This window comes from Nostoc sp. DedQUE04, from assembly GCF_034530995.1.
GTDB lineage: Bacteria > Cyanobacteriota > Cyanobacteriia > Cyanobacteriales > Nostocaceae > Nostoc.
In genome coordinates this window covers 84,661-108,179 of record NZ_JAVRCA010000014.1, presented here as the reverse complement: position 1 = coordinate 108,179, position 23,519 = coordinate 84,661, and the positions used below count along the sequence as shown (strand labels likewise).

Below are 23,519 nucleotides of genomic sequence, written 5' to 3'. Positions count from 1 at the left end.
CAGTTGTTATCCCATTTTCCGCAATTTATTTTGTAATATACGAAGATTACCAAAGATAGCGAGGGCATCTGTCCACCCTTATAATTTTTCTTCTAAAGCTTTCCGCGCAATCCGGGTGACATAAACTGTCACAGCTACTGTAGCAATCAAACCCAAGATGCGAATTGCCCATTGTAAAGTTGGGTTGGTAGGTTGAGCCTCAGTGCCAATCATGGCAAGATTACCTGCAAGGGAACCAATATAAACGTACATAATGGTTCCGGGAATCATGCCTACAGAGCCGATGAAGTAATCTTGAAGTGAAACTCCCGTGATGCCAAAGGCATAGTTTAATAAATTGAAAGGAAATATCGGAGATAGTCGCGTTAACAGGACAATTTTTAATCCTTCTCTACCTACCGCTTCATCTATAGCGGCAAATTTTTTGTTATCTGCGATTTTCCGAGCAACCCAACCCCTTGCTAAATAACGTCCGACGAGAAAAGCAGCAGTAGCGCCAAGGGTTGCACCGATAAACACGTAAAGAGAACCCCAAACTGCACCAAAAATTACACCAGCTCCCAAGGTGAGAATAGAACCTGGGAAAAAAGCAACGGTAGCAATAATATAAAGGACAATAAAAGCTATGGCTCCTACTGCGCCCAGGCTTTCAATCCACTGCAAGGCTTGGCGTAAAATTGCTTGGGGATTGAAAGAATTTAAAGTTACCGATTCTTGTGCTAAAGCTGGGTCTGCGTTTAATGAGAAACTACTTGCCAATATTAGTAATATTAATATACTGAAGCGAAAAAACTTCTGGAAGTTTCTGGTATTAATACTTTTAACACTTCGGCTTCGCTCAGTGTTAAAGCCGAGCGGAGTCGTTCGCGTAGCGTCTCGCAGAGAGGCTTTAAATATCTGAATGATTGTTAGTTTTTTCATGGGTTGTGATTTCTTCTACTGCCACACTTTGAGCTAATGCTTTCTGAGCAACTTTTGTGATATATACAGTTACAGCAACAGTAGCAATCAACCCAACTACTCGCATTATCCATTGCCAGACTTGAGTTTCTGGAGTAATTGGTTGATGAGAGGTGTTAATCATGGCAAGATTACCAGCTAAAGAACCAATATAAACGTACATCACAGTACCGGGAATAATGCCGAAGGAACCTAATATATAGTCTTTGAGAGAAACCTGTGTTATCCCAAAAGCATAATTTAATAAATTGAAGGGAAATATAGGTGAAAGACGAGTTAGCAAAACAATTTTCCATCCTTCTTTAGCAACTGCTAAATCAATCGCTTTAAATTTAGGATGTTTGTCCATTTGTCGAGAAACCCAATCTCGTGAGAGGTAGCGTCCAATAATAAAAGCCAAGGTTGCTCCAAGTGTTGCAGCAATTAGCACATATATCGATCCCCAAAATACACCAAACAGACAACCACCTTTGAGGGTTAAGAGGGAACCGGGTATAAACAGTAATGTTGCTAAGTTGTAAATGAGTATGTAGGCGATAGGCCCAAAAGCACCAAGGCTGTGAACCCAAATGATTAAAGTCTGTAAAAATCCCTGAAAGTTGAACTGTTTAGCGGCAATTATTAGAGTGACAATGAGGCAACTTAGGAGTAGCAGTTTGAGTTTGGAATTTAATAAACGCTTGTTCATTTTTATAAGTTTCACCCTCAGAGGCTCGACGTTGACCTTCTGAGGCTCAATGTTGACCTTCTGAGGCTCGATGTTGACCTTCTGAAGCTCAATGTTGACCTTTTGAGGCTCGATGTTGACCTTCTGAAGCTCAATGTTGACCTTTTGAGGCTCGATGTTGACCTTCTGAGGCTCGATGTTGACCTTCTGAGGCTCGATGTTGACCTTTTGAGGCTCAACTTTAAAATTTACACCTCAAATCCAATAGACCTCTTGCAAAAGTCTCTAACACCCCACCCCCAACCCCTCCCCGCAAGCGGGGAGGGGAGACAAAGCGTAGCTTTGGCGGGGTGGGGTTCTTTCTTATTTTTGATTTATGCAAGAGGTCTAATGCCCCTAAGATATAGCACCTACATGAGAAACAGCTTAAAGCCTCTTAAATTTTTCTCGGCGATACCAGCTACAAATTCGCTCAGGTGAAACGCCGAGCAAATAAGCAATAATTACTATCTGATTAAGTAGCGTAGTTTTTAATACTCCTTTTTGCAACCATCTACGCGCTGAGGTAACAACTGGTGTGGGAATAATTACAATGCATCCGATGCGTTTTAAACGACGCATGAGTTCAAAGTCTTCCATGATAGGCAATTCGGGAAAACTGCCTATTTTTTGAAATACTTCCTTGGTTAAAAAAATTGCTTGGTCGCCATAGGGCATTTGATAAAAATGCGATCGCACATTTACTCCCCACTCCACCCATCGTAAACTTAAAAGTGACGCATCAATCCGCAACTTAAAAGCACCAGCTACAATCCCAGGTTTTTGTAGCGCTGTGCGAATCATCTCATCAAACCCCGTTGGCAAACGGGTATCCGCATGGAGAAACAGCAGAATCTCACCGCTAGCCGCTAAAGCACCCGCGTTCATTTGCACAGCACGACCGGGAGATAATGAGATAACTTTGACATTTAAAGACTGAGCGATCGCTACAGTATCATCACTAGAGCCACCATCGACTACAATCACTTCTATATTTGTACTGGCTTGAGTAGTAGCAATGGCTTTTTGAATATTCCCCGCTTCATTAATAGCCGGAATAATAATCGAAATTTTGGCTGCGTCAATACTCTCACTCATGATTGCTGAGTTTGCTTTTCCGGTTGGTCAGGAAACGAACACTCTACCGTTACCTTCAGATTACTTTCAGCCGTGCCTTTAGTTATGTAAGGTATACCTGCTTCACCGCCAACTTTGATGCCAAATTCAAGAGTAACTTTATCAATATTGGCAACAGGGATTTTCTTAAAAGCATTCAGTGAATAAACAGTGTAAGCCCGAATTGTACCTTCAATTGCTTGAAAATTTTGCACTATCTGTTTTTGTGCAGCATCAGCATTCCATCCCTTATCAATTAGTGCTTCTTCTTCTCCCTCTGGAGAAACTTCGGTAATCACTGGCGGAGCATCTACATTATTTGTAGCCTCAATGTAAATAATCGTGCCATCTTCTAACTGAATAGGTGTGAGTTGAGTCATAGGATAAATCTCGCCTAAAAGAATTGCGTCTAGGGTAGTCCAGCAGTGCTTATCTACAAAATTTTACGGAAAATGCGGTAAATTTCTTGTAGAAGCTGGAAATAATTCGGCACAACTATCATAGGGCTTTGCAGGATGAGTCGAGACGCTTTGGTGGTGGGAATTAATACGTATGACCGCTTAAAATGTCTCAACGCACCAGCTACGGATGCTGAAGCGATCGCTCAAATCTTACAACAATATGGCGAATTTCGGGTAACGCGGCTACCAGCAGTCAAAGACAAGGAAAATGAGACGATTCGCATTGGTAAGCAAACTAAAGTTAGTTTAACTCAATTAGAAAGAGCGATCGTCCAATTGTTTAAGCCAGATGGGAAGCCGCCAGACACAGCACTGCTGTATTTTTCTGGTCATGGATTGCGGAAAAATTTAGGAATTCAGGAAGGCTTTTTAGCGACAAGTGAAGTCAACCCCGATGCGAGTAATTGGGGACTATCTCTACAATGGCTGCGGCGACTGCTGCAAGAAAGTGAAGTAAGACAACAAATTGTGATTTTGGATTGCTGCTATAGCGGAGAAGTGCTAAATTTTGCAGAGGCAGATCCAGGCGATCGGGGTAAAGGCAGAGACAGGTGTTTTATTGCGGCTTCTCGTAATTTTGAAGTCGCTTTTGAAGATATTAACAGCCAACACAGCGTTCTCACCGCCGCACTGCTCAAAGGTTTAGAACCAAAACAAGACCGTTGGGTGAGTAACTACACTTTAGTAGACTTGCTCAATCAAGAACATCACCCGTTCCCCCAACGTCCCATATTTGCTAACTCTGGTGAAGCAATTAATCTCACCCGCAAATGGAATTCTTCTCCTGTGAACTCCACAGTACAAATATCAGCTATTTGTCCTTACAAAGGGTTGTCTTATTTTGATTGTACAGAAGCAGATGCTAAATTATTTTATGGCAGAACGGCATTAACTGACGAATTATTAGAAAAAGTGCGATCGGGTAATTTCCTCGCTGTGTTGGGAGCATCAGGAAGTGGTAAATCTAGTGTTGTCAGAGCCGGTTTACTTTATCAATTAAAGCTAGGGCGTAGGTTATCAGGTAGCGAAACTTGGCAGTTGAAAATATTTCGACCAGGGATTAACCCCTTACAAAATTTAGCACTGGCATTTGTAGAATCAGAATTATCAGATATTGAACGCGCATCACAATTAGCAAAATCTGAAGAATTAATTGCCAAAGGCGCAGTTGGTTTAGGACAGTTGATTACTGCTGCACAAACTCAGCGCATAGTGCTAGTGGTAGACCAGTTTGAGGAAGCTTTTACTCAATGTCAAGACATTGCAAAACGACAGCAGTTTTTTGAATGTGTGCTAGGTGCTTTGCAACGGGATGACAATAAACTCTGTCTAATAATTACAATGCGGGCTGATTTTTTTGGGAAATGTCTGGAACAAGAGTATGGCGGACTAGCTAAAAAAATTCAAGACCATTTAGTAACAGTAACACCGATGATTCGGGAGGAATTAGAAACAGCAATTCTCAAACCTGCCCAACAGGTGAACTTAGCAGTAGAACCGGAATTAGTTTCTCAAATGATTGCAGATGTAGAAAATTCACCGGGGAGTTTACCGTTGTTGCAGTACACGCTGACAGAACTATGGCAGCAAAGAACTGAAGAACGGTTAAGCCTGACTACATATAGCAAACTAGGCGGAGTCAGGGGAACCCTGCAAACACGCGCTACACAAGTTTATGAGTCATTATCACTTGAGGAACAGCAAGCAACAAAGCGGATTTTTTTAGAATTGACGCAGTTGGGAGAAGGAACAGAAGATACGCGTAGACAGGTTGTGCAACGAGATTTAGTTAGTTCGCAGTATTCAGAAGCTGTGATTAATAGAATAATTCAACGGTTAGCTGATGAGAAACTAGTTGTCACCAGTACCTTATCTAATCAAATTGCTGTGGTAGATGTGGCACATGAAGCACTGATTCGCCATTGGTCGGTATTACGCAAATGGATTGAGGAAAGTCGGGATGTATTGCGACAAAAGCGCAAGATAGAGGCGTTAGCTGAGGTATGGAGAGATAACGGAAATTCTGAAAACTATCTTTTAACAAAGCAACAACTTGATAAAATTAAATCATTTTCTAAAAAATTATCTGAAGAAGTAATTTTTTCTTCCTTAGCTCAATATTTTATTGAAAGAAGTGTCAAATACCGTTATTTCAGTGATAAATGGCGACAAAGATTTGGTTTAGGTTGTTTTGGTACTTTATTGTTTCTGTATCTGGCAATTGCAACAGGTAACTGGCTTAACTGGTGGATTCTTGAAAACTTTTCAGGGCCGAAAAAACATTATGCACTTCAACAACTGGTAAAAAATGGAGTCAGTCTAGCTAATATTAACTTGAGCGGTGCTAACCTTAGAGGTCTTAAACTTAGCTTTTACGATTCTTTTGCTGACTTGAGTGGTGCCAATCTTAGTGAGGCTAATCTTAGCGATGCCGATCTCAGCGGTGCCAATCTTAGCGAAAGCAATCTTTACAAAACTAATCTCAGTAATACTGACTTAAGTGGTGTTAATTTTAGAAACAGCAACCTTAAAAAAGCTAACTTCAGTGGAGCTAATATAGATATTTATTTGGGTTTTATCTGGGATAAAACAAGTAGAAATGCTGACTTAAGAAATGCTGATCTTAGGAATGCTGATTTCAGTAATGCTAAGTTAATTCGTGCTGACCTCAGAATGACAGATTTCAGAGGCGCGAACTTAAAACGAGCAGACTTAAAGCACTCTTTCTACAATAAAGATACTCGTTTCCCAGAAAAATTTAATCCTGCTAATCAGCAGATGTATTTAATTGTTCCAGGCTCTAACCTCAAAAATTCTGATTTCTACTATGCCAATCTCAGCCTTGTAAACCTCAGTCATGCCAACCTCAGTCGTGCCAATCTCTACAGTGCAGACCTCAGTCGTGCCAACCTTAGTCATGTCAATCTCAAAGAGTCCGACCTCAGGCATACTGACCTTAGCCATACTAACCTCAGCGATGCCAAGCTAAGCGGTGCTAACCTCAGTAGTACTCACCTCAGCAATGCCAACCTCAGCCATGCTAACCTCAGCAATGCCAACCTCTGCAATACCGACCTTGGCGATGCCAACCTTAGGGGAGCTGTCCTCAAGGATGCTTTTTACACTAAGAAAACTGTATTCCCTCAGAATTTCAATCTTACTGACAAACAAATGTTCCTGATTGGCCCTGATACCAACCTCAGTGGTGTCAACCTTAGCAATACTGGACTCAGGAGTACAGACCTTAGTGATGCTAACCTCAGTGATGCTAACCTCAGTGGTGCTGACCTCAGTGATGCTAACCTCAGTTATGCCGACCTCAGCGATGCTAACCTCAGTTATGCTGACCTCAGTGGTACCGACCTCAGTGGTGCTAAAAACCTGACTTATAAGCAAGTTAAATCTGCTACAAATTGGAAATATGCAAGATATGACAAGAATTTTCGTACCAAGCTTGGTTTACCGCCAGAACTTTAATTATCGCAAACATAACCGCCCTTAGTAAAATTATATTAACTAGCCCCAATCGTTACTTTGTCTGAATTATCAGGGAGAAAATGCCAGCAAAAGATGTATATCATGATGCGGTTAAAAATGCTCTAATTAAGGATGGTTGGATAATTACAGCCGATCCTTATCCCATTAAATATGAAGAAGTGAAACTCTTTGCCGATCTGGCTGGTGAAAAAACTATTGCGGCTAGTAGAGAAGGAAAACAAATTGTTATTGAAATTAAAAGTTTTCTCAGCCGTTCCCCTATGCGTGATTTTGAAACTGCATTAGGTCAGTATCTCATTTATCAAGCTTTCCTTTCTATTGAACATCCTGAACAGAAATTATATTTGGCAATAGGGGAAGTAATTTATGAAGATTTCTTTCCAAAAGTGGCAATTAAATTAGTTTTGACAAAGTATCAAGTCTCACTATTAGTTATTAATATGAAGAAAGAGGAGATTGTGAAATGGATAAGTTAACTCAATATCAAAATATAATCAAGCAAATTTTAACAGAGTATCAAAGTATTTCATCACAGGTTCCTATTGTTGATGTGGATGAAGTGTTAATGTTTGATGATGAAAGAAGTCAATATTTATGGTTCAATATTGGTTGGAAACAAGGCAAAAGAATTAAAGGAATTTCTGTCTATATTCGCATCAAAAATGAAAAAATTTACATAGAAGAAGATTTGACTGAAGAAGGAATGGCAACTGAGTTAATGCGTTTAGATGTTCCTGCAAGCGATATTGTCTTGGCTTTTCAGCCTCCAGAAGTGAGGAAATATACTGAGTTTGCAACGGTTTAAAGATTATTTTCTCCTACTAGCGCGGCTGAAAGCGGCTTATTAGAGCATCTAGTTTGAAAAAATGGCATCAAAGAGAGATGCCTGCGGCGGGCTACGCCAACGCAACACTCAGAGATTGCTTTGCTGGGAAGGAATTGACCCAAATTTACTATGAACTACCCCTGGCTTAAACTTTCGCACAGCCAAGGGTTAGGGAGAATAAAACCTTAGAGGTTATTTGAAAAGTGGTTAAATGTGATTTTAGGCACTTATTGATCCCCCCTAGCCCCCCTTTTTAAGGGGGGAAAACTTCTTAAAGTCCCCCTTTTTAAGGGGGATTTAGGGGGATCTAAAACTTTTTGCTACCAACAACAGGACTTTTTAAACATCCTCTTAGCCCAAGTGTATTTGTAGATAATTAACTGCGATTATCTATCTGAGCGCGTTGCAAACTTCCAGAGAAGTCAACATAGACACTTTTCCATTCTGTGAAAACATCCATTGCAGTAGTTCCAGCTTCGCGGTGTCCGTTACCGGTTTGTTTCACACCACCAAAGGGCAAGTGTACCTCTGCGCCAATAGTCGGGCCGTTAATATAAGTGATACCTGCTTCGATGTCGCGCATAGCAGTAAAAGCCCGATTGATATCGCGAGTGTAAACTGAAGAAGAAAGACCATAATTGCTATCGTTGAGAATTGCGATCGCATCCTCAAAGCAGCTAACCTCAATTAATGCCACTACTGGCCCAAATATCTCCTCACGGGCGACGCGCATATCAGGAGTTACATCATCCAAAATAGTTGGTTGAAAGAAGTAACCGTTTTTCAATGAGCCTTCACGAGCGATTTCCCCACCAATTAAAACCTTTGCTCCTTCTTCACGAGCGATATCCAAATACTTGCTCACCTGTTTGAGTTGCTTTTCATTGACTATCGGCCCAATATCTGTATCAGAGTCATTGCCAGCACCCAAGCGTAACTTACTGGTACGCTCATAAAGCATAGCGGTAAATTTTTCTTTGATATCACGATGCAAAATCAGCCGACTAGTAGCCGTACACCGTTGTCCAGTTGTCCCAAACGCTCCCCACACTGCCCCATCGAGAGCAAGTTCTAAATCGGCATCTTCCATCACCACTTGAGCGTTTTTACCACCCATTTCCAAGCAGACACGCTTGTGAGTGCGTCCGCAAGTCGCGCCGACAAAAGCACCCGTTTCTGAAGAACCAGTAAAGGATACTAAATCTACATTGGGATGCTCAACTAAAGCTTTCCCCGCCTCCTTTCCCACACCATGCACCAAGTTAATTACTCCAGGTGGTAAACCTGCTTGTTGAAAAATTTCAATCAATTTAGTTGCACAGGCGGAAGTATCTTCAGCAGGTTTGAGAATAACTGTATTGCCACAAACCAAAGCTGGCATCGCTTTCCAGCAAGGAATTGCCACCGGAAAATTCCAGGGAGTAATTAAAGCACAGACTCCGATAGGCATCCGCACAGTCATGGCGAATTTATTGGACATTTCCGAGGGTGTGGTTTGCCCAAATAGTCGCCGTCCTTCGCCAGCACTGTAAAAGGCGCAGTCAATACCTTCTTGCACATCTCCCCTGGCTTCTGTCAAGGGTTTACCCATTTCCCGACTGATTAACTGGGCAAGTTCTTCTTTATGTTGAAGTAATATTTCCCCAACGCGAAAAATGTATTCTGCCCTCGCTGGGGCCGGGACTTTGCGCCAACTCTGGTAGGCTTGACGGGCGGCGGCTACTGCTGTATCTACATCTTTAACTTGAGAACGGGGAAATGTGGCCACGACTTCGGTTTTGTCGGCAGGGTTGCGACTTTCTAGGGTTGCTTCTCCTACAGCACTCAACCATTGGCCATCTATATAATTACGACAAGATAGCGGAGTTGTCATTTTGAAAATCTCCGATGATCCACTGAAAACTTGTGTATTAAGTTTGCTTGCTTTCTAGGTTATCCTCAAGTTTAGGAAATTGGCGTGATAAGCAAATATCGATATAAAAATTAAGGCACTAACGCCAACACTCCCACAGGAGAACCAGAACCACCACGTAATCTTAGAGGTGCGATCGCTAGAGTAGTACCTTTAGGTGGTAGTTGATCCAAATTTGTGAGATTTTCCAACACAATGCGCGGTTTTTCCAATACCAAGCGGTTAATCGTAAAACTGTTATCTTGTCCGGGGTCTACACCATGAGTATCAATTCCTACCCCAACTATTTGCCGTTCATCAAGTAAAAATTGAGTTGCATCGCTGCCAAATCCGGGAAAGTGGGGAATCCCTTGAGCATCATGATTGAGGAATGCACTTTTATCCAACCACTTTTTTTGCCAACCAGTATTCAATATAACTACGCAGCCAGCAGAAATTTCACCATATTCTGCTTCCCAAGCCAAAACATCAGCAACAGTCAGGGCATAATCAGGATTAACTGCTGTAGCTTGGCAAACGTTTATAACTACCGCAGGTACAACCAAAGACTGGGCTGGATATTGGTCAATTCCCACAGCAGAACTATGAAAACTATTAGGGGCGTTGATATGGGTAGCGCTATGTTCCCCCAAGGAGAAACGCCGCAAGTAATAACCATCATTATTTAGTTCAGCCACAGTCTCAAATTCTACTGTGGGATCTCCAGACCATTGGGGAATATCTATGTCAATTACATGACTTAGGTGGATAACGCGTGTGTAGGTGATACTATTTTGACTTTGGGGTTGTATCATCCCAGCCTTCTATTTTATTTGTACTCAGATATTTTTTGTTCGGTGCGTAGGTGCAGTTCATTATGTACATTGTCTGGATTGCCTATGCCTACGCAAAGATAGTACTACCATTACAACGTTTTTCAAACCTAATTCCCTATATTAGAAGAAATAATCCCCTCAATTCCTGTAAATTTTAGGTTATTGAGGGGGTTAAAATGTTGCAGCAAAAAGTGAGTTGATCTTAGTTAACAACTATTAGGTTAAGTTTTGATTAAGTTTAGATTAAGATTACTTCTTCAAAAATTAAATATGCGTTATCTAGAACCGTTCTAGAGACGTAACAGTGTTACGTCTCTAGATTTTTTCACTTCTATCTCTATTGCGTGATATCTAGGTTGAGGGTTCTTGTTTTAGTGGAATCATTACAACAAATTCGGCACCTTCTCCTGGTGCTGAAATACAATGGATCTTTCCACCGTGTTTTTGCACTACAATTTGGTAGCTAATTGATAATCCCATACCTGTACCTTTACCCACAGGTTTTGTCGTGAAAAAGGGGTCAAATAGGCGTTTGCGTACTTCTTCACTCATCCCTGGGCCATTGTCAGCAACTCTAATGATTACATAGTCTTCTTGAATGAGGCTGCGAATGTGAATTTGTAAAGAAGTTATTTGTCCTTGGTCATGTGTCCTTTGTTCAGTGTTGTTTACTAATGACATAAGCGCAACTCTTGGAGACGCTACGCGAACGCCTTTTTGCAGGGTATGACTATTGACATAGGCGCTTCGGCTTCCCGCAGAGTATGACTCTTCTAAAGCATCGATCGCATTTGTCAACACATTCATAAACACCTGATTCATCTGTCCGGCGTGACAGACTACTGGTGGTAGATTGCCGTAGTCTCGAATTACTTGGATTTCGGGATGTCCTGGTTTGGCTTTGAGGCGATTTTGCAATAGCAGCAAAGTGCTATCCATCCCTTCATGAATATCCACTGCTTTTGTACCGTCTTCATCAAGGCGAGAAAAATTACGTAAAGATAGGACAATCTGCCGAATGCGTTCAGATCCCATCTTCATCGACTCCAGAATTTTGGGTAAATCTTGCTTGAGAAATTCCAAATCAATGGTATTGATTTGTCGATCGATCTCTGGTGTTGGTGGGTAGTAGTTTTGTTGATAAAGTTCTACTAAGTGCAGCAAATCCTTAGTATATTCACTGGCGTGGCTAATATTACCGTAGATGAAATTGACGGGATTATTGATTTCGTGGGCAATACCTGCAACTAATTGTCCTAAACTGGACATTTTTTCAGTTTGAATCAGTTGCGCTTGGGTTTGTTGAAGTTCTAGCAGTGCTGCTTCTAGTTGCTGGGCTTTGTCTTGGGCAGTTTGGGCGGTGATGCGACTTTGGGTGTAAAGTTTAGCTTGGTCAATGGCGATCGCTAGTTGAACTGTAACTGCTTGTAGTAATTCTACTTCGTTGTTCAGCCAAGGACGAAAGCCACTACAATAACCACAGCTAAATGCAGCAATTTCACCAGATTGAGTGTGTACAGGCAGCGCCATAAAAGCAGTAAAACCAAAATCCTGCAAAAATTGCTGTGCTATGGAATCACCCACAGTCTCAGTATCATCAATGCGGATGATTTCTCCGTTCAAGGTTTTGGCTGCAATTAGTTTGATTTCGGCATGAGTTGCTTCTTGTTGGTTAAGTAAACACGGTAAAAAAGAACTTTTCGCCTCATAGACTCTTTCCCAGTATGGTACATCAGCGTCTTGCCGATACCAAAAGAAGACGCAGCGATCGATCTGGAATAAGTTGCGAATCTCCTGTACTGCGGTTTCCACAATGTAATTGAGATCCAAAGAAGCTCGAATTTGGCTAGAAAGACGATTGAGCAATGTTTCTCGCTGGACGCTTTCTCTGAGTGCAATTTCTGTTTGTTTGCGCTTGATGCCAATGGCAATCTCTTGAGCGGCAAATTCCAATGCTTTGAAAGTTGATTCTGTTACTGTATGGCGGGCAAACATGGCTATCACCCCTACAGTTTCATCTTCAACAATCAAGGGATAGCCAGCGAAGGCGACCATACCCTCTCGCTGTGCCCACTCTTTGTTACCAACGTGGGGATCTGTCTGCACAGAATTAGTTAAGTGGGGTTTGCCCTCTTCGGCAATCAAACCAATTTTGAATTGACCGACTGGCACACATTTATGGGGCCCATTAATATGGGTGTACATCCCAGAACTGACTTGCAACTCTAATACATTGTCTTGTTCGTTTAGCGTCCAGATGCGAGCAAAGGCTGCATCAAGATGTTCAACTAAGGCGTCAGTGCAGCGGCGCATCATATTCTGTAAGCTGTCACTCTGGGTCAATGCCGCATCGACATCGGCACGAAAATTTGCTAAAAGCGCTCGTTCTGCTAGAGCTACTTCTGCTTCTTTACGGTCAGTGGTGTCATAGCAAATACCAACGAAGTACAAAATATTGCCATTAGCGTCTTTAATCGCAGATGAGTTGCTTGTATGCCATCGCCAACTACCATTTTTGTGTTGGACTCGATATTCAATTGCTTTTTGTTTTTCGCTTGTTGTCAAAATTCTTTGAAAATAATCGACACAAATATGCACATCGTCAGGATGTATAAAGGGAACAAAAGATTTGCCTTCAACCTCTGCAATCTCATGCCCAAAAATTTCAGTCCAGTTAGGAGAAACGTAGGAAAATATCCCTTCAAGTGTCAGCGCAAAAATAACGTTGTTGGCATTTTCTACAATGCTGCGGAACTTGGCATCACTTTCTATTAAGGCTGCTTGGATGTTGTCGCTGGTGTCGCGGACAAGAACTATAATTTGCTGGTCTGGTAATGGTAATAACCTAGCTTCAAAATTATTGTTTTTTTCTGGTTGCGGTAAGGTATATTCAAAACTGACTTCATATTGAGTTTCAAGTACTTGATTTATTGCTTGATGGAAGCGATCGCTTACAGCAATCGGTAAGCATTCTCGCAAACTCTTGCCCTGACAATCTTCTGGTAAAATATACAGACTCTCCATCAACCCTTGCTTGTAATCCAGAATACTTCCAGCAGCATCAAGACGGAAGTAGGAATCAGGAAGTACTTGCAAAATCGCGGTAAATTCTGATGTTTTTTGGCGTAACTCTGCTTCAACTGCTTGGCGTTTGCTAATTTCAGCTTGCAGTTGCTCCAATGCTTTTGCTAATTCTGTTGCTCGTTCTCTATCTGTAATTTTACGTAGGCGACGAGATGAATTTGTCGATAGGGAGCTGTTTTCTGTTAGGGAAGATTGACCGATCCCGATCGGCACTTCTGTTAGATCGATACAATAACCGATGTAACCGACAAAGCTACCATCTGCCGCAAATCGTGGCGCGGCTGTATCTAAAATCCAGCGATATTCACCATCAGCTCGACGCAGGCGATATTGCCTCTGAAAGGAATCATACGTCGCAAATGCTCTGAGGTATATATCTTCACATCGCTGTCTATCTTCTGGATGGACGCTGCCAGTCCAAATATTGCCTATTTCCTCTTCCCGCGCAGATGCAGCTTTTGTTAGATGTATTCCAGTAAATTTCAGCCAATTAGAATTGAAGTAACAGTAAAGTGCATTACATCTAGACATCCAAATCATCAGAGGAGCAATATCCGCCTGCTGGTAGAATACTTTTTCATCCTCTTCAACTATGATTTGTTTAACGTAGCTCTGCACCTTTTTAGAAAACACTTTTGCCTGCCTGCTCTGCCTAAATTATTAAGGTAATATGCTGAAAATACAATTTCTTAATATATGGATATAATCTTGTTTATGCCAACCTGCTAACGATCTTAATACTTTATTTATTTTTATATATGCAGCAATTCCTCTTTTAGTGTAAATAAATTGAAAAAATGCTGAAGTTATCATTAAGATTAACTTCAGCCTTTTGCGTGAAATTTAAACTATATATATCACAGAGCTTGTTTGACTTTGTTTCTTTTTGAAGTCACCGATAAATTCATCTTAGCTATGTAATTGCATTGCTGAAAAACCTGATTTAGCTTTACGGAAACTATATGATTCTCTGTAAGGCATTTACATCTTTATAATAAATTCACAATAATCAAGAATTTTATCCAAAATAAATATTGATTTTTTATCAATAAGAATTCAGCATGAATTAAAATCTGGCTGATGGCTCTATCTTGCTTAAAATAATGGAGTATAAAAATGTTTGAGAGCTACATCTGTATTCAGCAAATTTGATTTAAATAGGTGTATAAAAACCAACTTTATCTATTTGTAATTTGGGATAACGATCGATGTATTGTTTTTTATTGTTCTCAACAAAACCCAATTTTTCAAAATTGTCTTGACTAGTCAAAATGCCTTATATAGCAATATTATCTGAGTGACAATCGATCTAGGTGATGACGAACTGTCTATCTACGAGACACTACATGTAACTTGCTTCCTCGTAGGAGTACGCGCAGCATTTTGTAGAAAAGTATGCCAATAAAAAGAGAACAAATCTGCACGTTTGATTTAGGATTGCTACAGCAAAATCACAAATTAAATGAGAGAAATGCTAAATGTGATATCAACTGGTTGTAACAATGCCTGGTAATCGCATTTTATATGTTATAAAGCTCACAGAAATTAATGTTAGGCGGAAACTACTTTATGGAACCAGATAAACTGGGCCGTTTTAAGGAGTACGGCGAATTCATCCTCCGAAAGATAGATTCTGTGCCCCAGTACCCTTCTAAACAAGAAGATTGGGTTCCAGCTAGTCTTGATGACTGTCTTCTGCGTTTGCGATCGGCTGCCCAGAAAACTGTAGACCTGGCAACTTCGCCTGTCAAAATTGGTGTGATGGGAGAATTTAGTAGTGGAAAAACCTTACTTTTAGGCAGTCTAATTGGATATGCAGATGCTTTACCAGTCAGTGAAAACCCCACTACAGGTAATGTTACCGCCATACATATTATTCCGCAAGACGATTTTGCAACGACGCAATTAAGTAACTTTACGGTAGAGTATCTTTCCCATGAGGGAGTACACGAGTGTCTCCGCTTCATGCTAGGGGAAGCCAATAAACGAACCACAGCAGCAGGGCTTCCTCCGATACCAGTATCGAAACTCAACTCTGGCACAGATATTATTAGCTGGTGTGAAGAAGCGTGGAATAGTAGTAACAATTTGGAGCTACGTTATTTACTCCGGGAGTTGGTATTATTCCTGCGGGCTTATCAAGCCTATGGGGAAGTTATGTGTGGTGGGCACTACCAAATTGATGCTATCACCGCCCGCGAGGGGCTACAGCTCGTTGAGCAGCCAATGGCAATCCAAACTCTGAAATTTGAGGATCTACCCCCAGCGCACATCAGATTACCGAGTCCACCCCAGAGGCTACCAACAAAGTTATTGCAAAACAGTTTCCCACTGATCCGCCGCGTCGATATCGATGTGAAAATCTCACGGGAAATTTGGGATTTTACAGATGCAGGTAAATTTATTCTCATCGACTTTCCAGGATTGGGGGCTGCTAATTCTGGGGCTAGAGATACCTTTTTGTCATTGCGGGAATTGGCAGAAGTACAGACAATTTTGGTATTGCTAAATGGTAAATCTCCTGGGAGCGATCGCGCTAATAAAATCTTCACGATGATGCAGCAGCAGCGACCGGGACAAGACCTGAAAGATTTAATTCTTGTCGGTGTGGGTCGCTTCGATCAACTCCCTCTAGACAGCGAGGGTGGCGAAAGAGAACTCGATCATCTGATTGAAGATAGTCATTTAGAAGAGGAAACGGTTCTCCAAAAACTCAAAGTTCTGCAAACTACCATTGACGGTGCAGCAGCATTTACAACCCAAAAAGACCGCATCGTTTTACTGTCGCCACTGTTGGGACTGGCTGAATTAGCAAAACGTTCTAGTAAAGTCAAAGCTGGTTCACCAGAATTTTTAGCTAACCTAGACTATCCTGATTACCTAGACAGGTCTAAACGGCTACAAGAGAAATGGGAGCTATTAAGTAAAAATCTGATAGAATCTAACACCCGTAGCTATTTGGGCAGACAGTTGGGTTACTTTAGTCAAGATGGCGGACTTAGTAAGCTGCGGGAATTGATTCAAACTCACGTAGCTACTCATGGTTTGAAGCAACTGTATGAAGATACCAAAAGAGCTGCTGATGTGGTGAGTCAGCAACAAGATCACTTAAAAGACATCATAGATGAAATTCACGAGCAAGGTATCCCCACAGGCGATAGTCCGGCTTTTATCGAATTGCGCTTTGTGGTCGAAAGCTTAGATAAAATCTACAGAAATTTCCAAAAAGATATCGGCAAAGAACCACTTAAAGACCGACGCGGTGTTGTTGTCAGCGATGTAGTAAAAGACGAACTCACCTTTAGAATTCTTAATTGGAACCAGTGGACTTTACTCTTCAACAAAGCCAATAATGGAGCGATCGCTCTGGCAGAATCTAAAGGTGCAGCCGGGAAATTATTCGATCGGGGAAACCGCGTAAATACTTCCCTTCCAACTAAGAGCGATGATTTTTATCCAGTATTTGAGAAAACCGTTAAAGAAGTAGAAGATTTTGCCCGCGATCGCATCCAGCAAGCCGTGGTAGATTTGTTGAACCAACTATCAAATTATATTGCCCCAGAACGCGAACAATTGCAGGCATTTTTTCATCCAGAAATGGAACAAGAAATCGAAGAAAAATTTGGTTTTGAAGATGCCGATCTCTTTTACAAATTATTACTAGGATGCGACCCTAACGAATGGAAAGAAGCAATTATCTCGGAAATTACTAGTAAAGATAAAACTGTTGCACCTGAAATTATTTTTCCTTTAGCACGTCAAGACGATAAACACAACGTCGGTCAAATCTTTGATTGGGCACCAGAGAAAAGCCAAGGCTTACCCAGATCGAGCAATCACCAACTTTTAGTACTGCGACTGCGAGATGAAATTACAGCTAGCGCCAGCCTCCATCTTGTGCAGTATGTTAGCGAAGTTAATCAGCAAATTAATTCCGAACTAGAAGGTATTTTGGATCAGATTATTCCGAGTCTGCAAAACCTTTCCAAAAAAGAAAGTTTGCTAAGATATTTGGCGGCTGGGGAATTGCCATCTGAGATCCAAATTCCTACTTGGTTGCAGATTATTTCCGAAATTGCGGCTGTTTCTCACTCAGATGATTTAGATTTGAGATGACGCGATCGCGTCGAGATATGAGGATGTATTTATGAGACGTGATGCGATTTTTTATACAATTTTCAAGCGTGTCCCAGAATTGTTTTTCGAGTTAGTAGAACAGCCACCGCCTGAAGCTGCTAGCTATCGCTTTGAATCAGTTGAAGTTAAAGAACCAACATTTCGGATTGATGGGGTATTTTTACCTCCACCAGATGCTGCATCTCAGATAATCTTTTTTGCTGAGGTACAATTCCAAAGAGATGAGTTACTGTACCATCGCTTTTTCTCAGAATCCATGCTGTATATGTATCGTAACGCGTCGCTTTATGATGACTGGTATGGGGTAATTATTTTACAGTCTCGCAGCTTGGAACCGGAAAACACCACTATTCATAGATCGTTACTGAACAGTTCTCAAGTACAACGAATTTATTTAGATGAGTTAGGTAGTCCTGATGAGTACAAAGTAGGTATCAGTTTGATGCTGTTGACTATTGCCTCAGAGACTCAAATGGTTCGGGAAGCGAAACGTTTAATTGAGCGGGTGCAACAAGAGCAGATAACTGTCTTGGCTAAGAAGGAGATAATAGATGTAATCACAACAATTGCAGTTTATAAATTCGCAAACTTAAGTCGTGAAGAGGTAGAGGCTATGTTAGGAGTTAAGTTAGAAGAAACTAGGGTTTATCAAGAAGCTAAACAAGAGGGACGAGAAGAAGGACGAGAAGAAGGACGAGAAGAACTAAAACTTGAACTTGTACCTCAGTTATTAGCTCTTGGTATGTCGATGGAAGACGTTGCCAAATTACTTAATTTAACTATAGAACAAGTAAGACTTGCATCTGAATAATCACAACAATTACTGGTTATAAATTTGCAAACGTAAATAGTGAAGAGGTAGAGACGATGTTTGAAATTAAGTTACAAGAAACCAGGGTTTATCGAGAAGCTAAAGAAGAAGGACGACAAGAAGGACTAAAACAAGCACTAGAAGAAATACGAGAACAAGGACTACAACAAGGACGAGAAGAAGTAAAACGTGAACTTATACCTCGGTGTTTAGCTTATGGTATTTCTATAGAAGAGGTTGCCCAGTTATTTAATTTAACTATCGAACAAGTCGAACAAGTAAAAGTTACAGATGAGCAAGAATCTTCAACATCAACTTAATAACTGCTGCAATTTTCATAGCGATGTCTAGTTTGGGCTACGCCTACGTCCTTTCTATATAAAAGCGTAGCCCAACGTAGATATATGCGCCAAATAAAAAAGCCAGTGCTAAAGAGAATCAATGGTACAAGACCAAAGATTCTCTAAATTTGTAATTTTATGATAGAACATTACAGTTTTTAGCCAGCTATAAAATAAACAACAGAAAGTGAATACTATAATGAACCCTTTTCAATTGAATAACTATAGCGATCGCGAACCAAGCGAGAAACAACAAAAAAGATTTCCGGGATGGTTTGCTTTAGATTTTGGTACATCGAATTCGACAGTCACACTCTTCGATCCAATTGAAGTACCGATCGCAGAAATTTTACCCAAAGAGCAAGAAATGCGGTTGCGCGATCGCTTATCGCAATGGCTCAGTTCTCCCGCCTCAGTGGCTTTACCGGATGTCAGCACTGATGATTGGGCAAAGTTTATCATAGAAATTAGCAAAAATTTGGAGATAGAACCCAGCCGATTGAGTGAAGTATTTGAAAGTGATAATAAAGAGCGATTTTTGGAAGCAATTCGCCAAATTGAACTTTCTTTAGGAAACAGCGAGAGATTCCGCCGTGCTGTCAGCAAAAAACTTTACCAAATCTATCATGAGGTGTTCCGCGTCCCTACCCTAGAGTCGCAAAATCTGATCCCAGTTGTGCTGGATATCGATCGCCGCGATACGGAAATTCCCAGCGAGTCGGAAATTTCACACTTAGAGGATTTAAAACTGCGGATGGGTAGGGAAGCTAGAGATAACCGAAAAAAAGCGATCGCTCAAGGTACAAGCGGTTCTTTAAAGGAAATTATCAGCAGGTTTCACCATTCACCCAAACGCTATTTTGGCCAGGAGCGATCATTTTCAGTTATTTTGGATGGCGAAGAAGAAACAATTACCGCTAACCAGTTAATCCAATCTGCTTGGGCGCATTTAATCGAGTTAACTGAAGACTACCGCCAACACGCACGACGCAGATTTTCGGAAGGAGATTTTTTAACAGCAGTTGTCACTTACCCAACAGTCGCCCCACCAGTTGTTCGCAAGGAAGTTAGAGAACTAGTTGAGCAGTTGGGAATTGATGATGTCCAAACTGCTTATGATGAAGCCGTTTCTGTAGCAATATTCTTTTTATGGCGAGAATTTGGCGGTAATCTTAACATTGGGATCGAGTCATTTAAAACCCGTTGTCGCCAAGTAGGAAACAAATGGTCACAAAATGTCCTCGTCTTGGATATTGGCGGGGGAACCACAGACTTAGCTTTAATTGAACTGACTTTAGAAGATAAAACCCCAGCTTTTGCTGATTATGAAGACCGGGGTTTAGGAGGACGTTACTATAAACTTACTCCCAAACTATTAGGTTCATCCGGTCATTTACAGCTAGGCGGTGAGTTAATTACACTGCGAATTTTCAGATTATTAAAAGTTGCGATCGCAGACTTTTTGTTGACAGCAGTCACAATAGGCGATCTAGAAAACGAAAAGTTAGAAGATTTAATTAACTCCGAGTTAAACGAGCGTTTTTTAGAACACAGCAAATTTAAAACTGGCAGTCTTTTAAAATGCCTAGATAAAGAGAATCCAGAAGGCGATATTGCTTACAAAGACGCCCTAGATACAGCCGAAAAAGTATTGCCGACTCGTTGGCAACAAGCACCTCAACGTCTGCAATCCTTTTATATTCTTTGGGATTATGCAGAAGCAGCTAAACTGAAACTTGGGCAAAAGCTACCAACGGAGAATTCTCTATTAACCTTTACACTTTCTGAGCAGCAAATTTCCGAATTGCTTACCCAAAGCGCCATTAAATTGCAAGTCAAAGATCCAAATAACATCTGTGTTACCCTAGACAACCAACAATTTGAACGAGCCGCCGCTTCGGGAATTAAAGAAGCGATCGGAATTGCCAAAGGATTAATGGAAAGTCGTTTGCGTCCCGACGATCTCACCAAAGATTCTTGGAATTCCCAAAAAGTTGATTGGTTAATTTTGTCTGGTAAAACTTGTAATTTAGACATAGTGCAGCGCCAAATCTACCAAGAATTTAGTAAGTCTCCATATTTTGTCTGGAATCCAGAACGGATTACCTTTGTGTTGGAATTTACCAAGCTAGCCACCTCTGCCGGTGCTTGCTATGCCGAAAAGTTACGAAGATTGAGATTCGATCCAGAAGAATCCAAAAGCTTGCTGCGTAAGGGAGCTAACCAGCTAGAAATTGATGTTAAAAACCTATTTTATTATTTACCCTGCAACTTCAAACGCAAAACCCAAAGCAACGATTTACTAACTATATTCAAAGCTGGACAAGAACTCTATCAACTCGCACCTTGGGAAACTGTCGCCAAAGTTCGTACTCATTGGCAAGGCATACAATTAACTAATATTATCTACCGTCAAGATTACGAAGAGGGAGATTTACGACTATGGGGAAGCTTTGACGGCAAAAACCTGATGAATCAACTGGAAATGCCAGAAGTAGAATTTCTGAAAAAAATAAAAGTCCAGTTTGAGATTGACCAAACCCTCGAATTTAACGTATTGCTTTGTCAAGGAAATCCCCATTATTTGATTGATATTTCTGGTATTGATTTAGAATCGGTAGTTTCAGAAACTTCAGCACTATTTGCTGATGGTAAATTGAACTGGAATATCGCTGTGGAAGGCTTCAATAAAGACTTAAATGATGGTGATATTGCCGTCAATGTTATTGAGTCAGCAACTGTCGATCAACCAGATGCCTATCATCTTGTATTTGAAGTCGGAAATGATGGTAGTAAAACGTTTCACAAATTTCATTATTTGCGCGATGGGGTGACGCAACCAGGAATTGGGTTAATTAGTAATCCCTTACCTCCATTCCCACAAACTGGCCAGCACACCTTCTATGTTTATCAAACAGATGCCGAAACCAACAGCAAAAAATGGATAAGAATTGGCGCACTCAGCAAACCAGATGTAACCACAGATTATCCTTGCCAATATCGTGTAACTCTCGACGATCGAGGTATTCTAAGAATGCACGCTGGTGAAGTACCTTACTGGACATCACAAAATCAAGAATGCTTGAAAGAAGAAGGATGTGTTTATCGTGCTGAATTAGAATTGCAACCTAATGAAGTTGATAAAGAACGCGATCCCTTTTGCGGCATACATTAAACCTCTGCGTTCCTCTGCGCGAAACTTTGCGTTCCTCTGCGTTAAAAAAAATTAAGATTTTTAAACGCAAAGGGGCGCGGAGTAAACGCAAAGGGGCGCAGAGGTTTGCCAAGTTTTATTCGCTTTGGAGGTGAGATTCATGCAGCACTTGCGTCAATTATTAGAGATAGAAAACTCGGAGTTAGCCCGATTACTGCGGTTTAGTTTATATGGACTAGAGGCTAGTTTAAATCAGGCTCGCGCTGAATTTCCACTAGATCCAGGATCTAAAATATGTGATGATGTGTTGCAAGAACTTCATAACCTCTTACAACCTGCACCGCCACAGCAAAATACTGGTTGGGAAGATCCGCCAGATGAGTTAAAACTAAATCACCTTCGAGAAGCTTTCGATTCTGACTCAGAACTTAGTTATTATTTGGGTAATTCCCAACTGCAAAGCCAAACAGACTCTGATTTGTGGAATGAGATTCAACGCAAACTGCTGCGAGTCCCAGAGGATTTAGCTGCAACTTGGCGACAGCGCACCTTGGATTTAGCTCAAGAAGTTGGTGCGATCGCAGATAATTCTAATCTCTTTCAGCTTCCCTTTATCCGCGACGAAATTATCTACCCCGGACTTACTGGTACTGTTCAAGCTCAGGGATTGAGCTTGTATCAACAAGCACTTTCAAATTCTAAAATTCCCCAAGGTAATGCATCCGATTTACCAGCAGCATTTCTATTTTTATATATGAATTTTATCGAAATAGACCCAGATTTACATCATGCTTTAAAGAGCGTTTTTAGCTTCGATGTCATTTCCTTGCACTCTAAACCAGAACAACGCGATCAATATATTGATGCTTTAAGCGATCGCTTCCAACGCACCCAAAAAGCAGAGAAAAATACCGATCCCCTGTCAATTCTCCGTGCTTGGATTGACATGGATGAAGCAATACATTCCCTAGTATTTGTACCACCGGCTGAACGCTATTCTTGGTGGGGAAAGCTACAACATGAATCACGGCGCATTTTGAAGAAAGTCGCTGATGAAGCTATTAATGCAGGTAATGAAGTGCGAATTCGCCAATTATCGGGACTTTATGCAGATATCTGTGCTTCATCCAAGGATGACTTACAACTAGACTGTGGCGGTATTCCTGGCGAAGTCTTAACTTGTCTTCGAGTATATGCGCGAATCAATCAAGAAGAATCTCCCGGTCGTGTAATATTTCGCTCATCACGCTAGTTGCTGGCGAGTTTTCTAATTCTTGAGATTATCAGGCAAGACAGATAATTTTACTGATCCCCGCCTTGCCTCATAATCTAATGAAGCTAAAAACGTTTAAATCTAAAGGATGCCCCAGAAGTGTAAAATCCCTTGACCAGAAAACACTTCAAGCGCAACAGCAGATATAAAACCGATCATTGCAAAACGACCGTTCCAATTTTCGCTCTGAGGAGTGAAGCCCCAGCGCAAAGCATTAGGATCTTCTGAAACCGAAGGCGTAGTCTTCTTAACGTCTGCCATAAATAATACTCCGAGCTTTTATGTTGTAACAGTTATCACTGCCTGTAAAGTAATGTAACAGACTTTTACAAAATTGCAACATAAACTCAAAGCAAAATTCTTTCCCATAAATAAGGGTGGGTAATCCCTACTGACTGGCAGATTAATATCTATACCATAACTAA

Annotated in this window: 16 protein-coding genes; 8 read left to right on the top strand and 8 right to left on the bottom strand. The window is 41.0% G+C overall.

What is annotated here, in order from left to right; genetic code table 11:
- Positions 1–78: 78 nt before the first annotated feature.
- The 4 genes from RM049_RS12730 to RM049_RS12715 all read right to left on the bottom strand — a co-directional run bounded on the left by RM049_RS12730 (position 79) and on the right by RM049_RS12715 (position 3,162).
- Positions 79–921 carry a TVP38/TMEM64 family protein gene (locus RM049_RS12730; RefSeq protein WP_322704411.1) on the bottom strand — a complete coding sequence of 281 codons (843 nt, stop codon included), beginning with the start codon at positions 919–921 and terminating at the stop codon, positions 79–81.
- Positions 890–1,648, bottom strand: a complete 759-nt coding sequence (locus tag RM049_RS12725; RefSeq protein ID WP_322704410.1) for a TVP38/TMEM64 family protein — start codon at positions 1,646–1,648, stop codon at positions 890–892. Before RM049_RS12725 ends, RM049_RS12730 begins: the two co-directional genes overlap by 32 nt.
- 405 nt (positions 1,649–2,053) lie before the next feature.
- Complete coding sequence (locus RM049_RS12720) at positions 2,054–2,764, bottom strand: TIGR04283 family arsenosugar biosynthesis glycosyltransferase (protein WP_322704409.1); 711 nt, start codon at positions 2,762–2,764, stop codon at positions 2,054–2,056.
- A complete protein-coding gene (locus RM049_RS12715) occupies positions 2,761–3,162 on the bottom strand; it encodes a CU044_2847 family protein (protein WP_322704408.1) in 402 nt (133 codons plus the stop codon). The genes RM049_RS12720 and RM049_RS12715 overlap by 4 nt, the downstream gene beginning before the upstream one ends.
- Before the next feature lie 135 nt (positions 3,163–3,297).
- Here RM049_RS12715 and RM049_RS12710 point away from each other — a divergent pair, with 135 nt between their 5' ends.
- The 3 genes from RM049_RS12710 to RM049_RS12700 all read left to right on the top strand — a co-directional run bounded on the left by RM049_RS12710 (position 3,298) and on the right by RM049_RS12700 (position 7,546).
- On the top strand, positions 3,298–6,720 hold the full coding sequence (locus RM049_RS12710; protein ID WP_322704407.1) for a pentapeptide repeat-containing protein: 3,423 nt from the start codon (positions 3,298–3,300) through the stop codon (positions 6,718–6,720).
- 80 nt (positions 6,721–6,800) lie between these two features.
- Positions 6,801–7,217, top strand: a complete 417-nt coding sequence (locus RM049_RS12705) for a XisH family protein (protein WP_322704406.1) — start codon at positions 6,801–6,803, stop codon at positions 7,215–7,217.
- On the top strand, positions 7,205–7,546 hold the full coding sequence (locus tag RM049_RS12700) for a XisI protein (RefSeq protein ID WP_322704405.1): 342 nt from the start codon (positions 7,205–7,207) through the stop codon (positions 7,544–7,546). The genes RM049_RS12705 and RM049_RS12700 overlap by 13 nt, the downstream gene beginning before the upstream one ends.
- Positions 7,547–7,943: 397 nt before the next feature.
- Here the strand turns inward: RM049_RS12700 and RM049_RS12695 are convergent, their stop codons facing one another.
- The 3 genes from RM049_RS12695 to RM049_RS12685 all read right to left on the bottom strand — a co-directional run bounded on the left by RM049_RS12695 (position 7,944) and on the right by RM049_RS12685 (position 14,011).
- Positions 7,944–9,440, bottom strand: a complete 1,497-nt coding sequence (locus RM049_RS12695) for an aldehyde dehydrogenase family protein (protein WP_322704404.1) — start codon at positions 9,438–9,440, stop codon at positions 7,944–7,946.
- Between the two features lie 110 nt (positions 9,441–9,550).
- On the bottom strand, positions 9,551–10,273 hold the full coding sequence (locus RM049_RS12690) for a cyclase family protein (protein ID WP_322704403.1): 723 nt from the start codon (positions 10,271–10,273) through the stop codon (positions 9,551–9,553).
- Between the two features lie 372 nt (positions 10,274–10,645).
- Positions 10,646–14,011 carry a PAS domain S-box protein gene (locus RM049_RS12685; RefSeq protein WP_322704402.1) on the bottom strand — a complete coding sequence of 1,122 codons (3,366 nt, stop codon included), beginning with the start codon at positions 14,009–14,011 and terminating at the stop codon, positions 10,646–10,648.
- 936 nt (positions 14,012–14,947) lie between these two features.
- Between RM049_RS12685 and RM049_RS12680 the strand changes: the two genes are divergently transcribed.
- From RM049_RS12680 to RM049_RS12660, 5 genes are all read left to right on the top strand, one after another.
- Complete coding sequence (locus tag RM049_RS12680; protein WP_322704401.1) at positions 14,948–17,494, top strand: proteasome protein; 2,547 nt, start codon at positions 14,948–14,950, stop codon at positions 17,492–17,494.
- Positions 17,495–17,525: 31 nt separating this feature from the next.
- Positions 17,526–18,326: an Rpn family recombination-promoting nuclease/putative transposase gene (locus RM049_RS12675; protein WP_322704400.1), complete on the top strand. Its 801-nt coding sequence runs from the start codon at positions 17,526–17,528 to the stop codon at positions 18,324–18,326.
- 56 nt (positions 18,327–18,382) lie between these two features.
- Positions 18,383–18,646 carry a hypothetical protein gene (locus RM049_RS12670; RefSeq protein WP_322704399.1) on the top strand — a complete coding sequence of 88 codons (264 nt, stop codon included), beginning with the start codon at positions 18,383–18,385 and terminating at the stop codon, positions 18,644–18,646.
- A gap of 220 nt (positions 18,647–18,866) precedes the next feature.
- Positions 18,867–21,842, top strand: coding sequence for a molecular chaperone (locus RM049_RS12665; RefSeq protein ID WP_322704398.1), 2,976 nt, complete (start codon positions 18,867–18,869; stop codon positions 21,840–21,842).
- A gap of 139 nt (positions 21,843–21,981) precedes the next feature.
- The gene (locus tag RM049_RS12660) at positions 21,982–23,073 is read left to right on the top strand and encodes a hypothetical protein (protein ID WP_322704397.1); all 1,092 of its coding nucleotides are present in this window, start codon (positions 21,982–21,984) and stop codon (positions 23,071–23,073) included.
- A 102-nt stretch (positions 23,074–23,175) separates the two neighbouring features.
- On the opposite strand, the gene RM049_RS12655 is transcribed toward RM049_RS12660, so the two are convergent.
- A complete protein-coding gene (locus tag RM049_RS12655; protein ID WP_190893926.1) occupies positions 23,176–23,355 on the bottom strand; it encodes a high light inducible protein in 180 nt (59 codons plus the stop codon).
- Positions 23,356–23,519 lie beyond the last annotated feature (164 nt).